The organism is Pseudomonas sp. SC3(2021), assembly GCF_019856535.1.
GTDB lineage: Bacteria > Pseudomonadota > Gammaproteobacteria > Pseudomonadales > Pseudomonadaceae > Aquipseudomonas > Aquipseudomonas monsensis.
This window is the reverse complement of the sequence record NZ_CP082236.1, coordinates 4,454,506-4,470,881: the sequence shown is the minus strand read 5'-3', so window position 1 is coordinate 4,470,881 and position 16,376 is coordinate 4,454,506. Positions and strand designations below refer to the sequence as shown.

Here is a 16,376-nt window from a genome sequence, read left to right as displayed (position 1 = left end):
GTCTCTCTATCCCTGAGTAATGGCGTCGGCCAGTTGCATGGCGACGTAAGGGGCCATCTTGAAACCACCGCCACTGAAGCCGGAGGCCACCAGTACGCCGCCTGGCAGACCGGGTTGCTCGCCAATCAATCCGATCGGTTGTTCGCTGTAGCAGTCGCTGTGACATAACGCGCCGGCCACCGACGCCGTCTGCAACCAGGGGAACCGGGATTGGCCCTGCTCGCGGGTCAATTGCGCGTGACGCTGGTCCAGCGCCGCATAGCCCTGACTGGCCGGCACTCGCTGTCCGGTGGGGTAACCGACATAGAAGCCCCCGGTCAGCGGGCACCAGCGCCCGTTGAGCTGGTGGGTGTCGTCGATGAAACAGGGCGCCGTCGGCAGCGCGGCCGCGCCCTTGAAGCGGGTGACCTGGATGTGCTGGTTCCAGAGGCCGAACGAATGACCGAACTGGCGGATGAGAAACTCGCTGGTGCCATTGCCCATCGCAACGATGACCCGGGTCGCATCGTAGTTGCCATTGGAGGTCAGTACACCGACAGCCCGCCGGCTCGCGGCGTCGACGCGGATCGCCTGAACCTGCACCGCATCGTGGTACACGCCGCCCTGCTCGATGGCCGAGCGCACCAGATAGTGCAGCGTTGGCCTGGCTTCCATATAACCAGACCGGGGTTCGAACAAGGCCTGCCCGGCGGCGATCGGCAAGTCCGGATAGCGCTTTGCCAGGGCCGCAGCATCGAGCAGTTGCGCTTCAATGTCTTCCTGCTCGAGCCAGCCTTGCATTTGCGCCAGGGCATGCGGCTCGGCGAAGTGCAGATAACCGGTCTGCGCAAAAGGCACCTGGCCTTGGGAGTCCTGTGCCAGACGCCGGTAAAAGTGGTAACCCTGCGCTGCAGCACGGGTCGCCTGCAACGAGGCGTGCGCCACCCGCACGATGCAACCGGACGCCCCTGTCACGCCGCTGCCCAGTTGCCTGTCATCAAGCAACAGACAGCGCTGGCCGGCCTGGCTCAGGACCTGGAAGCACGTCGCCCCGATGATGCCGGCACCGACGATGATCACATCAAATGGCTTGCTCATAGTGCCTCCGCTTCAGCGCGACTTTGAGGTCGTCAACGATCTCTCCGGCCCGAATGGCCATGTTGGAAATCAGCGTGGCGCTCAGCCCATGGGAATCTTCGGCAACGCCGGTGGAGTACAGCAGCGGCGCGGCGTCGCCCTGAAAGGCCAGGCGGTAATGACGCGAAACGCGGGTCATGCCCTCATCGCGGATCAACCGGGCCGCCAGTGCCGGGCTCAACACGCTGGCAATGCTGCGTGGCCGAAACCCCGTGGCGCACACCAGGTAATCGCAAGCGAGGGTCTGCACCTCGTTACTCATCTGCCGGGCAAACGTCACCTGCACCTGCGTGTCCTGGACCTGCGCCGACTGCAGCCGGCTCATGCGTTCGAGCACCAGGCGCTGCTGGCCGCTGACCTCATCGTCATACCAGTTGCGGTAGAGCTTTTCGATCAGCGCCATGTCCACCGCGGAGTAATTGGTGGATGCGTGCGTGCGCAGAATATGTTTGCGTACATGCGGCGCGGCCGCATGGAAATCATCGACCACGTCGGCATTGAAGATTTCGTTGACGAACGGGCTGTCATCGGCCGGCGTATAACCGTAGCGCGCCATGATCGCCGTCACGCGCATTGCCGGATGCGTCTCCAGCAGATATTCCACCGCTTCAGCCGCGCTCTGCCCTCCGCCCACCACAACGCAGTGGCCGTCGGGTTTCAGCGGTGTGTCTTGCAGGTGCGCCAGCAAATGATGAACGTGGGTGATGCGCTCACCGGCCTGAACGTTGCCCGGCAACTGTGGCTCAAGGCCCAGCGAATGCACCAGCGAACGCGCGAGTAGCGAAGTCGTGGTGTCGCCGACCTGCATCTCGACCCTGAACAACGGTGAACCGTCGCCGTCCACCCCACCTTCACTGATATTGACCACTCGGTGGCCGTAGAACACCTGATCGCTGAACTCTGCTGCGCACCAGCTCAGGTAATCGTGGAACTCCAGGCGCCCCGGAAAGAAGTCTTTTTTATTCGAGAATGCAGCGATGCGCCCCTTGGTATGCAAGTAATTGACGAAGGTGAAATGGCTGCGCGGATTGCGAAAACTGGCAAGATCCTTGAGAAAGGACACCTGCATGGTCGCGTTCTTGAACAGCATGCCCTTGTGCCAACCGAAGCCGGGCGCACTGTCGACGAAAGCGACCTCCAGTTCAGGGGCCATTTCCAGCAAGGCAATGGCGAGCGAAATGTTCGAGGGGCCGAAACCGATGCCCACCACGTCATGGATTTTTTGTTTGCAAGGGCTTCTGGTCAAATCGGTTGCAAAACTCATGTGAACTCCCTTTCTACAGAATTTCAGGCTGAGCGAGGCCGCAGGAAGGTCATCACACGACGACAGCCCCTGGGCGTTTTTTATAGGTATTGCCGGTTCGGCTAAGTGTTACTCGAACTCAAAGGCACCCTGGCGGTTGAGCGCCTGAAGCCTGGCGATGTCTTCGTCGAGCGCGGCGGCGTCAGGATTGCGTAAAAACACCGTACAGCCGTAAGTGGTGCCGTCGGTGGTCATCGCCACGTGCTGCCCCAGCAACGGCTCGGCGAAGTAGTGACTGAAACTCGCCAGCGCACGGACTTCGCGATCGAAGCGCAGGGCCTTGATGCGCCCTGGGCGGGTAATCAGAAACGAGTAATCCGCCACCGCCGCTGCCGGCGACTGAGTTGCCTGCCGATGCCCCGGCCATTGTTGCCACACCTCCTCCTGGCTGGGCCAGCCACCCAGCCGGCACAGCTCTGGCAAGGGGGTGCTCGCCAGGCGTGGCGACAGCTTGACCAGGCGCGGGCCGGCGGGTGTGATCAGCACTTCGGCGTGCAACGGCCCGTGCACCAGACCCAATTGACTGGCCAGCGTTGCCAGGCGCGGTACCAGCTCGACGGGTAATGCCGCCAGGCTCAGGCTGGTGACGGCGGTGAGGTGCCGTCGCCCGTCCAGGTCCTGGGTGTGGCAGCGCCAGACATCACTGACCTCGAACCGGCCAGCGTCGAACACACCGTTGATGAATACCGGGTAACCCTGTTCGTGCACATGAATCTGGAACGGCCCCGGCGACTCGCGCAACAGTGCAGCCGCCTCGCTGGCACTGATGCCCTCGCCCCACACCAGCACCGCCGAGCCCCGCGAGCACGGCGACACTGCCGGGCGCACCACCCAGCCGCGCCCGTCGTCGGCCGGCAACTGATTGAGTGAGGCCAGTTGCCGCCCATCGAACGCCAGATCCGGGGCCAGGCTGCTGACCGCCAGATGCTGCACGCATTTATCGTAGAACGCCGCCGGGTGGCAGTGCGCCGCAAAAAAGCCGGCGGCGATGTTGGCTGGCATCGTCTGCTGCAGTTGCACGTCATCGACGGCCAGGCGATAACCCGTCGCTGCCTGCCTGCGCGCTGGGACCATGCGCATCATTGCAGGCTCTCTCGGGTCGGGCCGCGGAAATGCACCGCGTCGATGTGACAGCTGCGCGGCTGGGTCAGCACAAAGCGCATGGTTTCCCAGATCGAACGGCCGTTGAGCAACTTGCCGCGAGGGTCGACCGTTTCATCCAGCCCGGTCACTTCAAAATCCGGCGGATAGAACCCGGTAACGCGGATCTGCTCGCTGGCCAGATGATGCGCCATGTTCTGGCAAAAACCGCTCAGGCCATGCTTGGCGGCAAAGAACGCCGGGTGGGCGATGGACTGGGTGAATTGCGGGACGCCACAGACCGACACCATTGCCATGATGTCAGCGGCATCCGAGCGCCGCAGGCTCGGTAACAGCGCCCGGGTCAGGGTGATCGAGCCGGTCAGGCCGGAGTTGATGGTCGAGGTGATTTCTTCGTCGCTGTCAGCCTCGCCCAGCATCCCTTCGAGCCACTGCGCCGCACTGAGCACGAGGATGTCGATCGGACGCTCGTCTGCCTGCAGGCTCTGGGCGAAGGCGCGTACCGATGCCGCGTCGGCGATATCACACTGGTAGGCGCGGGCAGAACCGCCCTCGCCCTGAATGATCTCGCACGTTGCCTGAGCGCTGGCCAACTGGCGCGCACACAGATCGACATGAGCACCTTCACGCGCCAGCCAGACCGACACGGCCTGGCCGAAATCGCGACCGCCACCGGTTACAACAACCCGTTTTTTGTTCAGCATGATCTACGTACCTGTAAGAAGCCGGCCGTCAGAGGCCTGGATGCGGAACCGTGCAGCTGCCGGAAATGTTCTTCCGATACAGATGCTCGACGATGTAATCGGCCGCATGTTCTGCCCAGTTTTCTGGCGAGATGTATTGCTCGTGTTCATCCGGCAGACACATGGACAGCATCTGGGTGTTCACCCCATTGCCCGGATCGAGGGCAACGGCGCCCACCCCTTCGGGCATGTCGGCGATGAGCGAGCCGATCAGCCCTTCAACCGCGAATTTGCTGGCACAGTACGGGCCCAGACCCCAGGAGGCCGAGCGTCCCCAACCCGAACTGATGGCGATAAACAGACCCTGCCGGCGGTCGAGCATCGCAGGCAGGAACGCGTGCAGGGTATTCACTACGCCGAGCACATTGACGTCCATTACGCGCTGCCAGTCTTCCACGGCGATTTCCCATGCCGGCTTGCGCTCGGTGATCACGCCGGCGTTGCAGACAACGATGTCCACCGGGCCTTCGCGACCGACCGCGTGGGCGAACTGCTGCATCTCGCCTGGCTCGGTGACCGACGCGTTGAACAGCACCGGATTGCCCTGTGCGCCGGTTGTTGCGTCAACGGCCAACTGGCATCCGTAGACCTGATGCCCGCGTGAAGCCAGCGCATGACTCAGGGCTTTGCCCAATCCTCGACTGACGCCAGTGATGGCGATCCTTAGCGGTTTGCGGGTGTTCATATTCAATAATCCTCCTTGACTGTCTGACAGGCTGCACCGAAATGCACAACCGGGTTGTCCGGCCGCAGATCAGGCACCTCAACCGCCCAATGACCCGCAGGCCATCGGGCACTCAGGGTAGAACGGTCAACCAGGGCATGACCGCTGACAAAGATGAAAGGCACTTTGCAGGCGATGGCGGCCTCGGCATCAGCGATCGCGTCGCCGAGAAACACTGCCTGCGCTGCCGCGCAATCATGCTGTTCGAGCAAGGCGTTGATCGCGGCTATCTTGGCGGTCGGCGAACCGATAATGCGCGCCATGTAGCGATCAATCCCACTGACACCCAACGCCTCGGTAATTTCCTCTTCCTTGCCGCCGCTCACTACGAAACAGGTCACGCCCTGCTCTTGCAGCAACGCCAATAACTGCGGTGCTCCGGCGACCACCGCAGAACAGCGGTAATGGCTGCGCAAGTAGTCTTCATAACGTGCAATGCTCGCGGCCACGAAGTCTCTGGCGGCCGGCCCGCGAGGGGCGATCAGGCGCTCGAACGCCTCGAAGTGCCAGTGTCGCGCACGCCCGAAGTTGAGCCTGAAGCTTTCCTTGCAGCGGTCGCGCAGCGCCTGCGGATAATGCGCCAGCGCATGATCGACAGCCGCCAGCTTCACGCCATTGGAGTCGAGCAATACGCCGTCGCAATCGAAGAACACCAGCTTCTTGCCCGCCATCACATCGCCAAGCTTGAACGTGGTCATAAGCCTGTCCTGTGCTCACGTGTATTGGTTGAGAATGTTCAGATCGAATTTGTGCGAGCCGACATGCCCGGCAATCCTGCCGATGATGTCGTTGCGTTCGAGGCACGTCAGTGGCGCGCCTTCGAACAATTTCTGCGCATAAGTCGGATGAACATTGTGGCGCGCCTGGCAGCGATAGGTCGGTGAATACCCCCAGTTCGCCACCGCTCGCAACGGCTCGATATGCTCGGCCAGAAAACGCTCGCAGGCGTCCATCGCGTGCGCTTCAGACTTGAGCAGTGCCAGGGTCTCGGTAGGCGCGTTCCCTGCACCCCGGCCCAAACCGGCGAAGGTGCCGTCGGCAAACCTGGCCCCTGCCCCGAGCGCTGCGTGCGTGTTCGCCACGGCCAGCCCGTAGTTGTCATGGGCGTGAAAGCCCAGTGGCAAGGCCGTCATCTCTGCCGCCTGCCGGAACAAGCGGTGAACCTGATCCGGCAACAGGCGCCCGAAACTGTCGGCAAAATACAGCGCGGCAATCGGCTCGCCGTCGAGACGGCGCAGGATCCGCGCCAGCTCATCCGCCGGCAACTCACCGATCTGCATCAGATTGAGCATCACTTCCAGTCCATGCCCGGCCAGCGCCTGCGCCAGCGCCAGACTCGCTTGCACCTCATTGCTCTTGGCGGCGATGCGCAAAATATCAATGCGGAACGGTGTGCGCCGAACGGCCGCCACTATCAGCCGGGCAGCCGCCTGTGGCGATTGTCCGACGATTTGCCCGGCGTCGATCATCACCGTCACTTTCATCGAGCCGGGGTTGATCAGTTCGCGTTGCTGCGCCGTCAAAGACTCGGGCAACGCCTTGTAAGAACCGGTATATGAGGTAGTGGCACCCGGATCGAGGTTCAGGTAACCCAGTTCGACGATGTCCACGCCGGTGGCCAGGCAAGTACCGAAGTACTGCCGGGCCATGGCATCGGAAAACCGCCAGTCGGTCTGGAACCCGCCGTCACGGAAGGTGCAATCCATTAACGCGAATGACTGTCTCCGATCGGTCATTTTTGGTTGCCTGCCGTATCGACGGTCCAGTCGTAGACCTGCTCCAGACGCCACCAGTTGAGTTCGGTGTCGTTACCGGCAATGCGCTTCAACAGCGGATTCTGTTCGCCGTGCATCTGGTCATCCCATGCCTGCACCGCCGGGTGGAAAGACAAGGCATGGCTGAAGTCACGCAGCGGGTCGAATTGCTCGTGGGCTTCAACCTGCATGAACAGTGTGTTCGGCGGCAACAGGTAAATCGACATGCGTTGCAAACCAATTTCGCGAAGTACACCGTGGTCGCCGGCAATTTGCTCCGGCACTTGACGATGCAACTTCTTATACAACTCAACGGCTTCTTTACTGGTCAACTGAATGGAAAAACCAAAACGCTTCATGAGTAACTTCCTTATTACTGGGTGACGAATTCAAGTAATTGGTCATAAACCTTTTCGACTTCGCGAAGGGTTTCCGGGTCCATGCTGAAATCCACTGGCGGGCGGATCAATGTGTTACTCATCAATCGACGACGTTTGAGCAGGTGCTTCGACAACTGCAAGTAACAGTCGATACTGGCCATCATATGGCACATCAAATAGGACAGCGGGTAGCCGATGGCTCTGGCGAGTTTGTCATCGCCAACTTTCAATGCGTTCCACAGCGCCACGGTGATCTCGGCGATTTCCGTGGCCGGAATCACGCCCGCCAGCCCGCGTTGATAGGTGTCGACGAGCATCATGCCGCCGTCGCCTTCGAAAATACGTGCCTGACCCGCAGTCGCGTCACGCAGCAGCGACACTTTCGGGGCGGTTGGCGCAGACTCTGGCTTGAACTGCACTTTTTGCGGGCCGAAGGTCTCGAGCAAACGCGCCTGAACCGCGATCGACATCGGCCGTTTGGCCAGCGACTTGGCATGATGCACCAGTACCGGAATGCGCACGCTTTCGATCACATTGGCGAAATACACATACATCTGTTCGTCATCGAGCGCCCACATCGACGGGTGCATGACCAGCAGTGCATCACAACCCGCCTGCTCGGCCTGGCGCGAATATTCCACGGCCTGGGCGATACTTTCGCCCCCCGTGCTCATGATTGCCAGGCCCTTATCACCGGTTTGTTCAGCGATCAATTCTGCGAGTTTGAAACGCTCGCCGGCCGTCAGGCGCGAGACCTCGGAAATCTGCCCGATGACCACGCCGTCGCACCCCGTGTGCAAGATGTGTTCGATTTGCAGACGCAGGGCCGAAGTGTCCAGAGAAAGGTCAGTGTTGTAGGGAAGAATGGCGACCGGTAGGACACCTTGGATGGGAGCTTTCGTCATGCCTGATATTCCTTATCAAAGTTCGACGCAAAAGACTAAGAGAGCAACTAAATTGTCCTGCCACCTTTAACAACGAGGCTATCGACCAAATATTTACTGCAACAAAACGCTCGATTAACGAAGCAGTTAGTTTAACTATTCGGTACAAAATCGAGCATTAAAGCCCGCAGCATCGACATCGTGATTTCCACACTTTTCATACAACTTAGTGAACTTCGAAGTCGCGGCGAAGTTAATGGCGAGCAGGATTATTGTCCAATCTGTAGTTATTTCAAATTATTACATTACGCAGAAGCACAAAATTTCATTTTCGCTAAAAAACAAATATTTCTTTTTATTTCCAATATGTAACTAAATTTGTTTCCGCACTCGCCCAATAATGTTCGCGCGCGCTCATACTTCGCCCGCCGAATAAACTCCAGAACTTTCGTTAAAACAATCACCCCTCGGGGTGCAGCAGCGCAATTGCTCTATCGACTCACCCACAGTCGTACTCGGCAGTGACGGCCGTCAGGCAAATGAGCGAAGGGTTTGGCGAAGGGCCGACAGACTTGTCAGCCTGATGACGGAGGTCAGGGAAGTGTTTTCTCTCTCGAGTGACCTTGCGTCACATCGAGAGGATCGCTTCTGGCAGTACCGCCCGTTAGCGGTCGGGATCGACACGAACCCCTTGCAACATCAACTCCAGTGTCTGCAGTGACTGGGTCAGGCGTTCGGTCCCCTCTTCGGCCCTCGCAATCCACAGCGAAGCCTCGGTCAGCGCACCGTAAACCAGGCGTGCCAACGCCTCCGCGTCCAACTCGCGCACCACGCCCTTGAGTTGCAAGCGTCGCAGAATGTCGCGCATCGAAGCGATGCAATGCTGTTGCTCTTCCACCGACACCGCCCCAAGCACGGCGGGCGCTTCCTGTAAGACGATGCGCTGAATATCTTTTTCCTGGGCCATTTGCAGAAACGCCCGGCAGCGCCCCCAAAAACCTTCCCATTGATCGGGCGCGGCATCGGAAATCGCCGAGAGGCGCGCCTCCATCTCGGCGTCGATCTGCTCCACCACCGCCGCCAGCAAGCCTTTTTTGTCACCGAAGTGGTGATAAAGCGCCCCCCGCGTAAGTCCGGCTCCGGCCGTGAAATCATCCATCGACGCCTGGGCGTAACCCAGCCGCGTAAAGGCCTCGCGGCCGGCCGCAAGCAACCTGGCACGGGTATCTTCGATCATTTCGGCACGGTTTCGACGAACCATCAGGCACTCCTCAAATCATTTGACATACGTCGCGTACGTCAATAAATTCCCTCACATACGCAGCGTATGCATTTTCAGCGCTGAAGCCATTGCAGGCAAGTCAATCGGCCCAGGAGAGTGTGCGCTGATGGTCAAGTCTTACCGTGAACTGTTCACCCAACCTGGCACTCACGGTTTTGCCCTGGCGGGTCTGGTGGCCCGTTTTCCGCTGGCCATGGCCGGTATCGGCATCATCACCATGCTGGCGATGATGCGGGACAATTACGCGCTGGCCGGCGCCGTGGCGGCCACGTTCGCCCTGACGCTCGCGGTGCTGGCACCACAGATCTCGCGGCTGGTCGACCGCTTCGGGCAACGCCAGGTTCTCCCGGGCGCTGCGGCAATCAGTTGCACCGGCCTGCTTGCATTGCCGGCCTGTGCCTACTGGCAGTTGCCGGACTGGACCCTGTTCGTGGGTGCCGTAATGTCGGGCTTCATGCCCAGCATGTCCGCGATGTCCCGGGCGCGCTGGACACTGATTTACCGCGGCACAGCGAAACTGAACACTGCCTACGCCCTGGAATCGGTGCTGGACGAAGTCACTTTTATTGTCGGCCCGCCACTGGCGGTGGGTCTGAGCGTGGCGCTGTTCCCTGAGGCTGGACCACTGGTGACGGCGTTGTTGCTGGCCATCGGGGTGTATGCCTTCGTCAGTCAGCGGGGTAGCGAACCACCCGTTCGGGCGACCTCCGGGGCGCCACAGACGTCGATGATTCGCGTGGGTGGCATTCGCATCCTTGCACTGTTGATGGTGGCCATGGGCATGATTGTCGGCACCATTGATGTGGTCAGCGTGGCCTTTGCCCAGTCTCAAGGCCAGCCCGTCGCCGCCAGTATCGTGTTGTCGGCATATGCCCTGGGTTCCTGCGTCGCCGGCCTGACGTTCGGGGCGATGAAACTGCAAGTGCCTTTATCGCGCCTGTTTCTACTGTGCGGGCTGGCGACGGCCATCACGACTGTGCCGTTGTTATGGGCCAGCAATGTGCTCGGGTTGTCACTGGCCGTACTGGTTGCGGGGGTGTTTTTTGCCCCGACCCTGATCGTGGCAATGACCCTTGCCGAACAGATGGTTGCGCCCGAGCGTCTGACCGAAGCATTGACTTGGTTGATTTCAGGGCTTGGCGTGGGCGTCGCGCTGGGCGCAGCGGCAACAGGTCAAGTCGTGGATGAATTCGGCGCACGCCAGGGGGCGATCGTCGCGCTGGTCGCCGGCCTGATCGTGCTCGGCGTTGCGCTGTACGGCCATCGTCGCTTGAAACCGGACATGGCCATCGTCGCGCAAGCGACCTGAACGGTCAGGCTGTTTGCTATCGGCCCCTACAAATCACGTGCCCACGTCTGGCTGACCAGTGCCTTGCCGAAACGGTTGACCGCCTCCTCTTCCACCAATTCAAACCCCGCCTTCTGATAAATCTGGCGCGCCGCCGTCAGGTTGCTGGTAGTCCACAGGGTCATTCGTGTGTAACCGATCTGCCGGGCAAAGCGCAGGCACTCATCAACCAGGCGACGGCCGATACCCAGTCCCCGGGCACTGGCGTCAACGTAGAGCATGCGCAGTTTCGCGGTGGTTTCATCCTGTCGCACGACGAATACTGAACCGATGACCTTGCCGTCCTTCTCGGCGATCCAGCAGCGCTCGCAAGCCGGGTCGAAGTCACGCAGGTATTTCGCGATGACCTCGGCCACCAACGCTTCGAATTCCGAGTTCCAGCCGTACTCACGGCTATAGAGGGCGGCCTGCTGCTGCATCACCGTGCCCATGTCGCCGGGTTGCGGATCACGTAGCACGTAGGTCGAGTCCGGGTGGTTCTGCAAAAGCGTCTGGATCAGTGTCATGGCGCCGAGCAATTGTTGTTGCTGCGGCTCGGTCAGGCGCTGAAGCATGGCGACCACTTGTTCGCGGGAGGCTTGTTCGAGAGGGACGAGGATTTCCCGGCCCAGCTCGGTGAGGTGCAGTAGAGCTGCGCGGGCATCGGTGGGCGAAGGGACTTTCTGGATCAGGCCCTTCTTCTCGAAACCGCTGATCAGGCGGCTCATGTAGCCGGCATCCAGGCTCAGCATCTGGCGCAGGTCGGCGCTGGTCAGGTCACCACGCGAAGCCAGTTCATAAAGGATGCGCAGCTCGGTCAGCGAGTATTCGCTCTGCAGCAGATGCTCCTGCAGCACGCCGATCTGCTGGGTATAGAAGCGGTTGAAACTGCGCACGATGTCGGCGTGCTGGAACAGATCGGTGCTGGACATGACCCATGCTCGAATGATTGCCTAAGACAAATATATAGTTGCCTTAGGCAATCATGTCAATGCCCTACCTGCACTTGGCCAGCACTACCTGACAGGTGTCCGGTGTGCCACCGGAACGCCCGGCATACCGGATGCAATTGTTCATCGACTTCTGCCGCGCCATATTCAGGCTCGAACCCCACGCCAGACCGCCTTCGCCCACCGTCGGCACGGCTTTGGCGTAGCAACTGTCGCCGATGCCCGAAGGTGGATAGTGTTTGCGGCTGGAACACCCCGTGCCCAGCGCCAGGCTGACGATGATCAGGGTCGGCAAGACCCACCTGCGGCATCGGGGCAACCGTGTTTTGCGCATTGCGTTTTACCTGTCGCAAGGAGGTCGTCAGTCTGCCGAGTCTAACCGTTCGCCGTTGTCGACCTGCACAAATCTTCTAAACGCCGGTCGTCATTGCGCGGTATTTTATCGGGCCGCACCGTTCATGCTGATCTCTGGAGCCTGCCGTGGATAAACGCAACTGGATCGAGCTGTCCCAGGATGTCGACACCGGGATTGAATCGATTCGTGCCCATTTTCAGGGGCATGCCTATGACCCGCACTGGCATGACAGTTTTCTGGTCGGCGTGACCGAGCAAGGTGTGCAGCAATTCAATTGCCGCCGCGTGCGCCACCGCAGTACGCCGGGCCAGGTCTTTTTGCTGGAACCGGGGGAAATCCACGACGGTCAGGCCCCCACGGACGACGGGTTCACCTATTCGATGCTGTACCTTGATCCGCACTGGCTGGAGCGCGAACTGCACGCGTTGTTCGAAGACGCCCCGGCCAACACTCAACCCGGTTTTGCCGATACTTTGAGCCAGGACCCGCGCCTGTCCACGGCGATCAATCAGGCCTTCCACGCCCTGCATGACGGCGACTTGCGCATCGTCCGCCAGACAGCCATCGACAGCCTGTTGGCTTCGCTCACCCGCCATCTCGACTGGCGCAAGCGCCAGGATTTCGATCCGCGCCTGCCGCTGGTGGCCCAAGTGGCCCGGGATTACCTGCATGCCCACGCCTTTGATGACATCGGCCTGGATCAACTGGCCAACGCCTGCAAGGTCGATCGCTTCCGTTTGACCCGCGCCTTCAAGGCCGCTTTTGGGCTGGCGCCCCACGCTTATCTGATCCAGTTGCGCCTGGCCAAGGCGCGTCAGTTGCTGGCCCGTGGCGAGTCGCCGGCGCAGGTCGCCAGCGTGCTCGGCTTCGCCGATCAAAGCCACCTGGGCCGCTGGTTCAAGCGCGCCTACCAACTGACGCCAGCGGACTACCGCAAGCGCTGCTCAAACCTTCCAGACTGACGCACGCCAGCTGACGATCATGGAGACCTGTGTTCACATTCAGGAATCCGAATCATGGCGTCATTGCTGCCCTTTCTACTGTTTGCTTTCGTGGCTTCGATCACTCCGGGGCCGACCAATATTCTGGTGTTGAGCCACAGTTCGCGTCGGGGACTGGGCGCGACATTGCCGATCATTTTCGGGGCCTGCGCGGCGGCGGCATTGATCGTGTTGGTGGTCGGGCTCGGCGCCGGCGAAACCCTGTCGCGTTTGCCCCGCGTCCAACAAGCCATGGCCTGGGCGGGCGTGCTCTGGTTGAGCTGGCTGGCGTGGCAGATCTTCCGCAGTGCGCCCCCGGCCCTGGACTCGACCGAAGCACAGGATGAAGGGTTCAGCGTACTCGGTGCGGCGATGTTGCAACTGGTCAATCCCAAGGTGTGGATGATGGCCGTGGCAGTGGTCAGTGTGTTTGTCGGTGGTGGTGACAAGACCGTGCGCTTGCTGGTGCTGTCGCTGGCATTTCTGCTGGTGTCGTTGCCGTGCATGACGTTCTGGGCGCTGCTTGGCGTCGGCAGTGCACGACTGTTCGGCAGCCCACAGGCGTTCAAGCGCATGAATGCGGTATTGGCGCTGTTGCTGCTGCTTTCCGCCTGGCTGACGGTCCTGCTCTGAGCGGGCTGACCTGAAGTCAGGCAAGCACCTGTGGCGAGGGGATTTATCCTCGTTCGGCTGCGCAGCAGTCGTAAATCTGAATACTCGGTATGCCTGAAGGAATGAGTGGGCAGGTTTTGGGGCTGCTGCGCAGCCCAGCGGGGATAAATCCCCTCACCACAGGTTGGATTTCTCACGGTTGGGGCAGCATGGGAATGCAGGCGGTGATTTCAGCGCGATGTCGCCTGGCGATATGCGCGGGGGGTGAAGCCGGTGGAGGCCTTGAACTGGCGGGTGAAGGCACTGTGGTCGGTGTAACCGCATTGCAGCGCGACGTCGGTGATCGGCAAATCGGTGTGCAGCAAGCGATGGGCGTGTTCCAGGCGCACCTTCTGAATCATCTGTCGTGGCGTCAGGTGAAAGACGCGCTTGCAGTAGCGCTCCAGTTGCGCCACCGAAATACCGGCGATTCGCGTCAGTTCGCCCAACGTGACGCGGCGATTGAAGTGGCTGCGAATATGCTCGTCGACTGCGGCCAGGCGCTCGAATGCCGGATGCGTTTCACTGGCCGATTGCAGATCGACCGAGATCCCCGCCAGCCCGATGATCAGCCCGTCGCGGTTGTACAACGGGTGCTTGTGGGTCAGGCACCAACCCGGTTCACGACTGCCGTACAGGTGCAGTTCCAGCTGATCCTCCAGCACAAAGCCCTCCTCCAGCACCTTGCGATCCTGCTCGGTGTACCCCGGCCCGAGTTGCGCGGGGAACACCTGCGCGCTGGTTTTTCCCAGCAACGGGCGTAAATCCTTCAAGCCACAGCGCTGCACCAGTGTGCGATTGGCGAGGACATAACGCGCCTGCAGATCCTTGATGAAAATCACCGCACTGGGGATCACGTCGAGCATCGGCAACAGCAGCGCGGCGCTGGCTACCAGTTCTTCCAGGGTTTGCGGGCGGCCTTGCGACAACATCGAAAACGCACTCTGCATCGAAGAGTTCTCCCCCGTTGGTGCTTCAGGCCAGTGCTCGCCCAAGGCGTTCGCACGCAGATTGCAGCATCGCCGAAAGCCTGTCGAGCAGCAGCGTTACTCTGCGCGACTGTGCCGATTTCGTCATCCAACCCGGTGCAAAACATCAATCGCCGCAAGGTCGATCAGTTCAAAGTCTGGCCGTCCCAGTGACACAACTGCCTATCCAATAACTCACAAGAAGGCGATGCCATGTCAGGCCAAGGCAAGTTCAAAAAACAGCTTTCATTGATCGACCTCACATTTATCGGGCTCGGTGCGATCTTCGGTTCCGGCTGGTTGTTCGCGGCCAGTCATGTGTCGGCCATTGCCGGCCCGGCGGGGATTTTTTCCTGGCTGCTGGGCGGGTTCGCCGTGTTGTTGCTGGGTATCGTTTACTGCGAACTGGGCGCGGCATTGCCCCGAGCCGGCGGTGTGGTGCGCTACCCGGTTTACTCCCACGGGCCACTGCTCGGTTACCTGATGGGTTTCATCACCCTGATCGCGTTTTCCAGTCTGGTGGCGATTGAAGTGGTTGCCTCGCGCCAATACGCCGCAGCGTGGTTTCCCGGCCTGACCAAAGCGGGCAGCGGCGATCCGACGATCCTCGGCTGGCTGGTGCAGTTCGCCCTGCTCTGCGTGTTTTTCCTGCTCAACTACCGCAGCGTGAAGACCTTCGCCAAGGCCAACAACCTGGTCAGCGTGTTCAAGTTCATCGTGCCGCTGCTGGTGATCGGGGTGCTGTTCACCTTCTTCAAACCGGAAAACTTTCAGATTCAGGGGTTCGCGCCGTTCGGCCTGTCGGGCATCGAGATGGCGGTGTCGGCAGGCGGGGTGATCTTTGCTTATCTGGGCCTGACACCGATCATCTCGGTGGCCAGCGAAGTGAAGAATCCCCAACGCACCATTCCGATTGCGCTGATCCTCTCGGTGCTGTTGTCGACCGCCATTTACGTATTGCTGCAAACCGCGTTCCTCGGCGGCATTCCAACGGAAATGCTCGCCGACGGCTGGGCCGGCATCAATAAGGCATTCGCCCTGCCATACCGCGACATCGCCCTGGCACTGGGTGTGGGCTGGCTGGCGTATCTGGTGGTGGCCGACGCGGTGATCTCGCCGAGCGGTTGCGGCAACATTTATATGAACGCTACCCCGCGCGTGATCTACGGCTGGGCGCAGACCGGCACCTTCTTCAAGGTCTTCACCCACATCGACGAGAAGTCCGGCATCCCGCGTCCGGCGCTGTGGCTGACCTTCGCCCTGTCGGTGTTCTGGACCCTGCCGTTCCCGTCGTGGGAAGCGCTGATCAACGTGGTTTCCGCTGCCCTGGTGTTGAGCTACGCCGTGGCCCCGGTGTCGGTCGCCGCGTTGCGCCGCAGCGCGCCGGACCTGCCGCGTCCCTTCCGGGTCAAGTGCATGGGCGTGCTCGGGCCGGTGTCGTTCATCATCGCCGCGCTGATCGTCTACTGGTCCGGCTGGAACACCGTGTCGTGGCTGCTCGGCCTGCAGATTCTGATGTTCGTCGTCTACTTGCTGTGCGCTCGTTTCGTGCCAACCGCGCACCTGAGCCTGAGCCGTCAGGTGCGCTCGTCGGCGTGGCTGATCGCCTTCTACGCGGTGACCATCGTGCTGTCGAAACTCGGCACCTTCGGCGGCCTGGGCATCCTCGCCCACCCTTTCGACACCCTCGTCGTCGCCGCTTGCGCCACCGGCATTTACTACTGGGGCGCCGCCACCGGCGTACCGGCGCACCTGCTGCGCCTTGAAGCGGACGACGAGGAAAGTGAGGTCGCCGACACCGCTTCCAGCGTGCATGCGCGCCCTGCCGGCGCCTACTGAAATCACTCAACGGGACACC

General features: G+C 60.8%; 17 protein-coding genes. 4 read left to right on the top strand and 13 right to left on the bottom strand.

Going from position 1 to position 16,376, the window contains the following annotated elements; translation table 11 throughout:
* Positions 1-6: 6 nt before the first annotated feature.
* The 10 genes from K5Y35_RS19950 to K5Y35_RS19905 all read right to left on the bottom strand — a co-directional run bounded on the left by K5Y35_RS19950 (position 7) and on the right by K5Y35_RS19905 (position 9,266).
* Positions 7-1,077 (bottom strand): NAD(P)/FAD-dependent oxidoreductase, encoded by a 1,071-nt coding sequence (locus tag K5Y35_RS19950; RefSeq protein ID WP_123462912.1) that lies wholly within the window; start codon positions 1,075-1,077, stop codon positions 7-9.
* Positions 1,061-2,380, bottom strand: coding sequence for a lysine N(6)-hydroxylase/L-ornithine N(5)-oxygenase family protein (locus tag K5Y35_RS19945; RefSeq protein ID WP_128616186.1), 1,320 nt, complete (start codon positions 2,378-2,380; stop codon positions 1,061-1,063). Before K5Y35_RS19945 ends, K5Y35_RS19950 begins: the two co-directional genes overlap by 17 nt.
* A 108-nt stretch (positions 2,381-2,488) precedes the next feature.
* Positions 2,489-3,502: a hypothetical protein gene (locus tag K5Y35_RS19940; RefSeq protein WP_222832703.1), complete on the bottom strand. Its 1,014-nt coding sequence runs from the start codon at positions 3,500-3,502 to the stop codon at positions 2,489-2,491.
* On the bottom strand, positions 3,499-4,224 hold the full coding sequence (locus tag K5Y35_RS19935; RefSeq protein WP_123462906.1) for an SDR family oxidoreductase: 726 nt from the start codon (positions 4,222-4,224) through the stop codon (positions 3,499-3,501). The genes K5Y35_RS19940 and K5Y35_RS19935 overlap by 4 nt, the downstream gene beginning before the upstream one ends.
* Before the next feature lie 28 nt (positions 4,225-4,252).
* The gene (locus K5Y35_RS19930) at positions 4,253-4,948 is read right to left on the bottom strand and encodes an SDR family oxidoreductase (protein ID WP_259741288.1); all 696 of its coding nucleotides are present in this window, start codon (positions 4,946-4,948) and stop codon (positions 4,253-4,255) included.
* A gap of 2 nt (positions 4,949-4,950) precedes the next feature.
* A complete protein-coding gene (locus tag K5Y35_RS19925) occupies positions 4,951-5,685 on the bottom strand; it encodes an HAD family hydrolase (RefSeq protein ID WP_123462901.1) in 735 nt (244 codons plus the stop codon).
* Positions 5,686-5,700: 15 nt separating this feature from the next.
* On the bottom strand, positions 5,701-6,723 hold the full coding sequence (locus K5Y35_RS19920) for a homocitrate synthase (RefSeq protein WP_222832702.1): 1,023 nt from the start codon (positions 6,721-6,723) through the stop codon (positions 5,701-5,703).
* The gene (locus K5Y35_RS19915) at positions 6,720-7,100 is read right to left on the bottom strand and encodes an L-rhamnose mutarotase (protein ID WP_128616192.1); all 381 of its coding nucleotides are present in this window, start codon (positions 7,098-7,100) and stop codon (positions 6,720-6,722) included. Before K5Y35_RS19915 ends, K5Y35_RS19920 begins: the two co-directional genes overlap by 4 nt.
* A 14-nt stretch (positions 7,101-7,114) precedes the next feature.
* Complete coding sequence (locus K5Y35_RS19910) at positions 7,115-8,026, bottom strand: dihydrodipicolinate synthase family protein (RefSeq protein WP_123462895.1); 912 nt, start codon at positions 8,024-8,026, stop codon at positions 7,115-7,117.
* Between the two features lie 643 nt (positions 8,027-8,669).
* Positions 8,670-9,266 carry a TetR/AcrR family transcriptional regulator gene (locus tag K5Y35_RS19905; protein WP_222832701.1) on the bottom strand — a complete coding sequence of 199 codons (597 nt, stop codon included), beginning with the start codon at positions 9,264-9,266 and terminating at the stop codon, positions 8,670-8,672.
* A gap of 127 nt (positions 9,267-9,393) precedes the next feature.
* Here K5Y35_RS19905 and K5Y35_RS19900 point away from each other — a divergent pair, with 127 nt between their 5' ends.
* Positions 9,394-10,596 carry an MFS transporter gene (locus K5Y35_RS19900; protein WP_123462891.1) on the top strand — a complete coding sequence of 401 codons (1,203 nt, stop codon included), beginning with the start codon at positions 9,394-9,396 and terminating at the stop codon, positions 10,594-10,596.
* Between the two features lie 26 nt (positions 10,597-10,622).
* Here K5Y35_RS19900 and K5Y35_RS19895 read toward each other — a convergent pair whose 3' ends face one another.
* Entirely contained in the window at positions 10,623-11,546 is a 924-nt protein-coding gene (locus K5Y35_RS19895; RefSeq protein WP_128616196.1) for a bifunctional helix-turn-helix transcriptional regulator/GNAT family N-acetyltransferase, read from the bottom strand.
* Between the two features lie 64 nt (positions 11,547-11,610).
* Positions 11,611-11,898: a hypothetical protein gene (locus K5Y35_RS19890; RefSeq protein WP_128616197.1), complete on the bottom strand. Its 288-nt coding sequence runs from the start codon at positions 11,896-11,898 to the stop codon at positions 11,611-11,613.
* A gap of 146 nt (positions 11,899-12,044) precedes the next feature.
* Between K5Y35_RS19890 and K5Y35_RS19885 the strand changes: the two genes are divergently transcribed.
* Together K5Y35_RS19885 and K5Y35_RS19880 are read left to right on the top strand one after the other, a co-directional pair.
* Positions 12,045-12,881 (top strand): AraC family transcriptional regulator, encoded by an 837-nt coding sequence (locus tag K5Y35_RS19885; protein WP_128616198.1) that lies wholly within the window; start codon positions 12,045-12,047, stop codon positions 12,879-12,881.
* Between the two features lie 54 nt (positions 12,882-12,935).
* A complete protein-coding gene (locus K5Y35_RS19880) occupies positions 12,936-13,532 on the top strand; it encodes a LysE family translocator (RefSeq protein WP_123462883.1) in 597 nt (198 codons plus the stop codon).
* Between the two features lie 209 nt (positions 13,533-13,741).
* Here K5Y35_RS19880 and K5Y35_RS19875 read toward each other — a convergent pair whose 3' ends face one another.
* Entirely contained in the window at positions 13,742-14,500 is a 759-nt protein-coding gene (locus tag K5Y35_RS19875; protein ID WP_222832700.1) for an AraC family transcriptional regulator, read from the bottom strand.
* Between the two features lie 231 nt (positions 14,501-14,731).
* Between K5Y35_RS19875 and K5Y35_RS19870 the strand changes: the two genes are divergently transcribed.
* Positions 14,732-16,357: an APC family permease gene (locus K5Y35_RS19870; RefSeq protein ID WP_222832699.1), complete on the top strand. Its 1,626-nt coding sequence runs from the start codon at positions 14,732-14,734 to the stop codon at positions 16,355-16,357.
* Positions 16,358-16,376: the final 19 nt, after the last annotated feature.

Excerpts from the sequence above, each read along its gene's own strand:
- K5Y35_RS19950 (WP_123462912.1), bottom strand. The coding sequence starts at position 1,077 with ATGAGCAAGCCATTTGATGTGATCATCGTCGGTGCCGGCATCATCGGG.
- K5Y35_RS19945 (WP_128616186.1), bottom strand. The coding sequence starts at position 2,380 with ATGAGTTTTGCAACCGATTTGACCAGAAGCCCTTGCAAACAAAAAATC.
- K5Y35_RS19940 (WP_222832703.1), bottom strand. The coding sequence starts at position 3,502 with ATGATGCGCATGGTCCCAGCGCGCAGGCAGGCAGCGACGGGTTATCGC.
- K5Y35_RS19935 (WP_123462906.1), bottom strand. The coding sequence starts at position 4,224 with ATGCTGAACAAAAAACGGGTTGTTGTAACCGGTGGCGGTCGCGATTTC.
- K5Y35_RS19930 (WP_259741288.1), bottom strand. The coding sequence starts at position 4,948 with ATGAACACCCGCAAACCGCTAAGGATCGCCATCACTGGCGTCAGTCGA.
- K5Y35_RS19925 (WP_123462901.1), bottom strand. The coding sequence starts at position 5,685 with ATGACCACGTTCAAGCTTGGCGATGTGATGGCGGGCAAGAAGCTGGTG.
- K5Y35_RS19920 (WP_222832702.1), bottom strand. The coding sequence starts at position 6,723 with ATGACCGATCGGAGACAGTCATTCGCGTTAATGGATTGCACCTTCCGT.
- K5Y35_RS19915 (WP_128616192.1), bottom strand. The coding sequence starts at position 7,100 with ATGAAGCGTTTTGGTTTTTCCATTCAGTTGACCAGTAAAGAAGCCGTT.
- K5Y35_RS19910 (WP_123462895.1), bottom strand. The coding sequence starts at position 8,026 with ATGACGAAAGCTCCCATCCAAGGTGTCCTACCGGTCGCCATTCTTCCC.
- K5Y35_RS19905 (WP_222832701.1), bottom strand. The coding sequence starts at position 9,266 with ATGGTTCGTCGAAACCGTGCCGAAATGATCGAAGATACCCGTGCCAGG.
- K5Y35_RS19900 (WP_123462891.1), top strand. The coding sequence starts at position 9,394 with ATGGTCAAGTCTTACCGTGAACTGTTCACCCAACCTGGCACTCACGGT.
- K5Y35_RS19895 (WP_128616196.1), bottom strand. The coding sequence starts at position 11,546 with ATGTCCAGCACCGATCTGTTCCAGCACGCCGACATCGTGCGCAGTTTC.
- K5Y35_RS19890 (WP_128616197.1), bottom strand. The coding sequence starts at position 11,898 with ATGCGCAAAACACGGTTGCCCCGATGCCGCAGGTGGGTCTTGCCGACC.
- K5Y35_RS19880 (WP_123462883.1), top strand. The coding sequence starts at position 12,936 with ATGGCGTCATTGCTGCCCTTTCTACTGTTTGCTTTCGTGGCTTCGATC.
- K5Y35_RS19875 (WP_222832700.1), bottom strand. The coding sequence starts at position 14,500 with ATGCAGAGTGCGTTTTCGATGTTGTCGCAAGGCCGCCCGCAAACCCTG.
- K5Y35_RS19870 (WP_222832699.1), top strand. The coding sequence starts at position 14,732 with ATGTCAGGCCAAGGCAAGTTCAAAAAACAGCTTTCATTGATCGACCTC.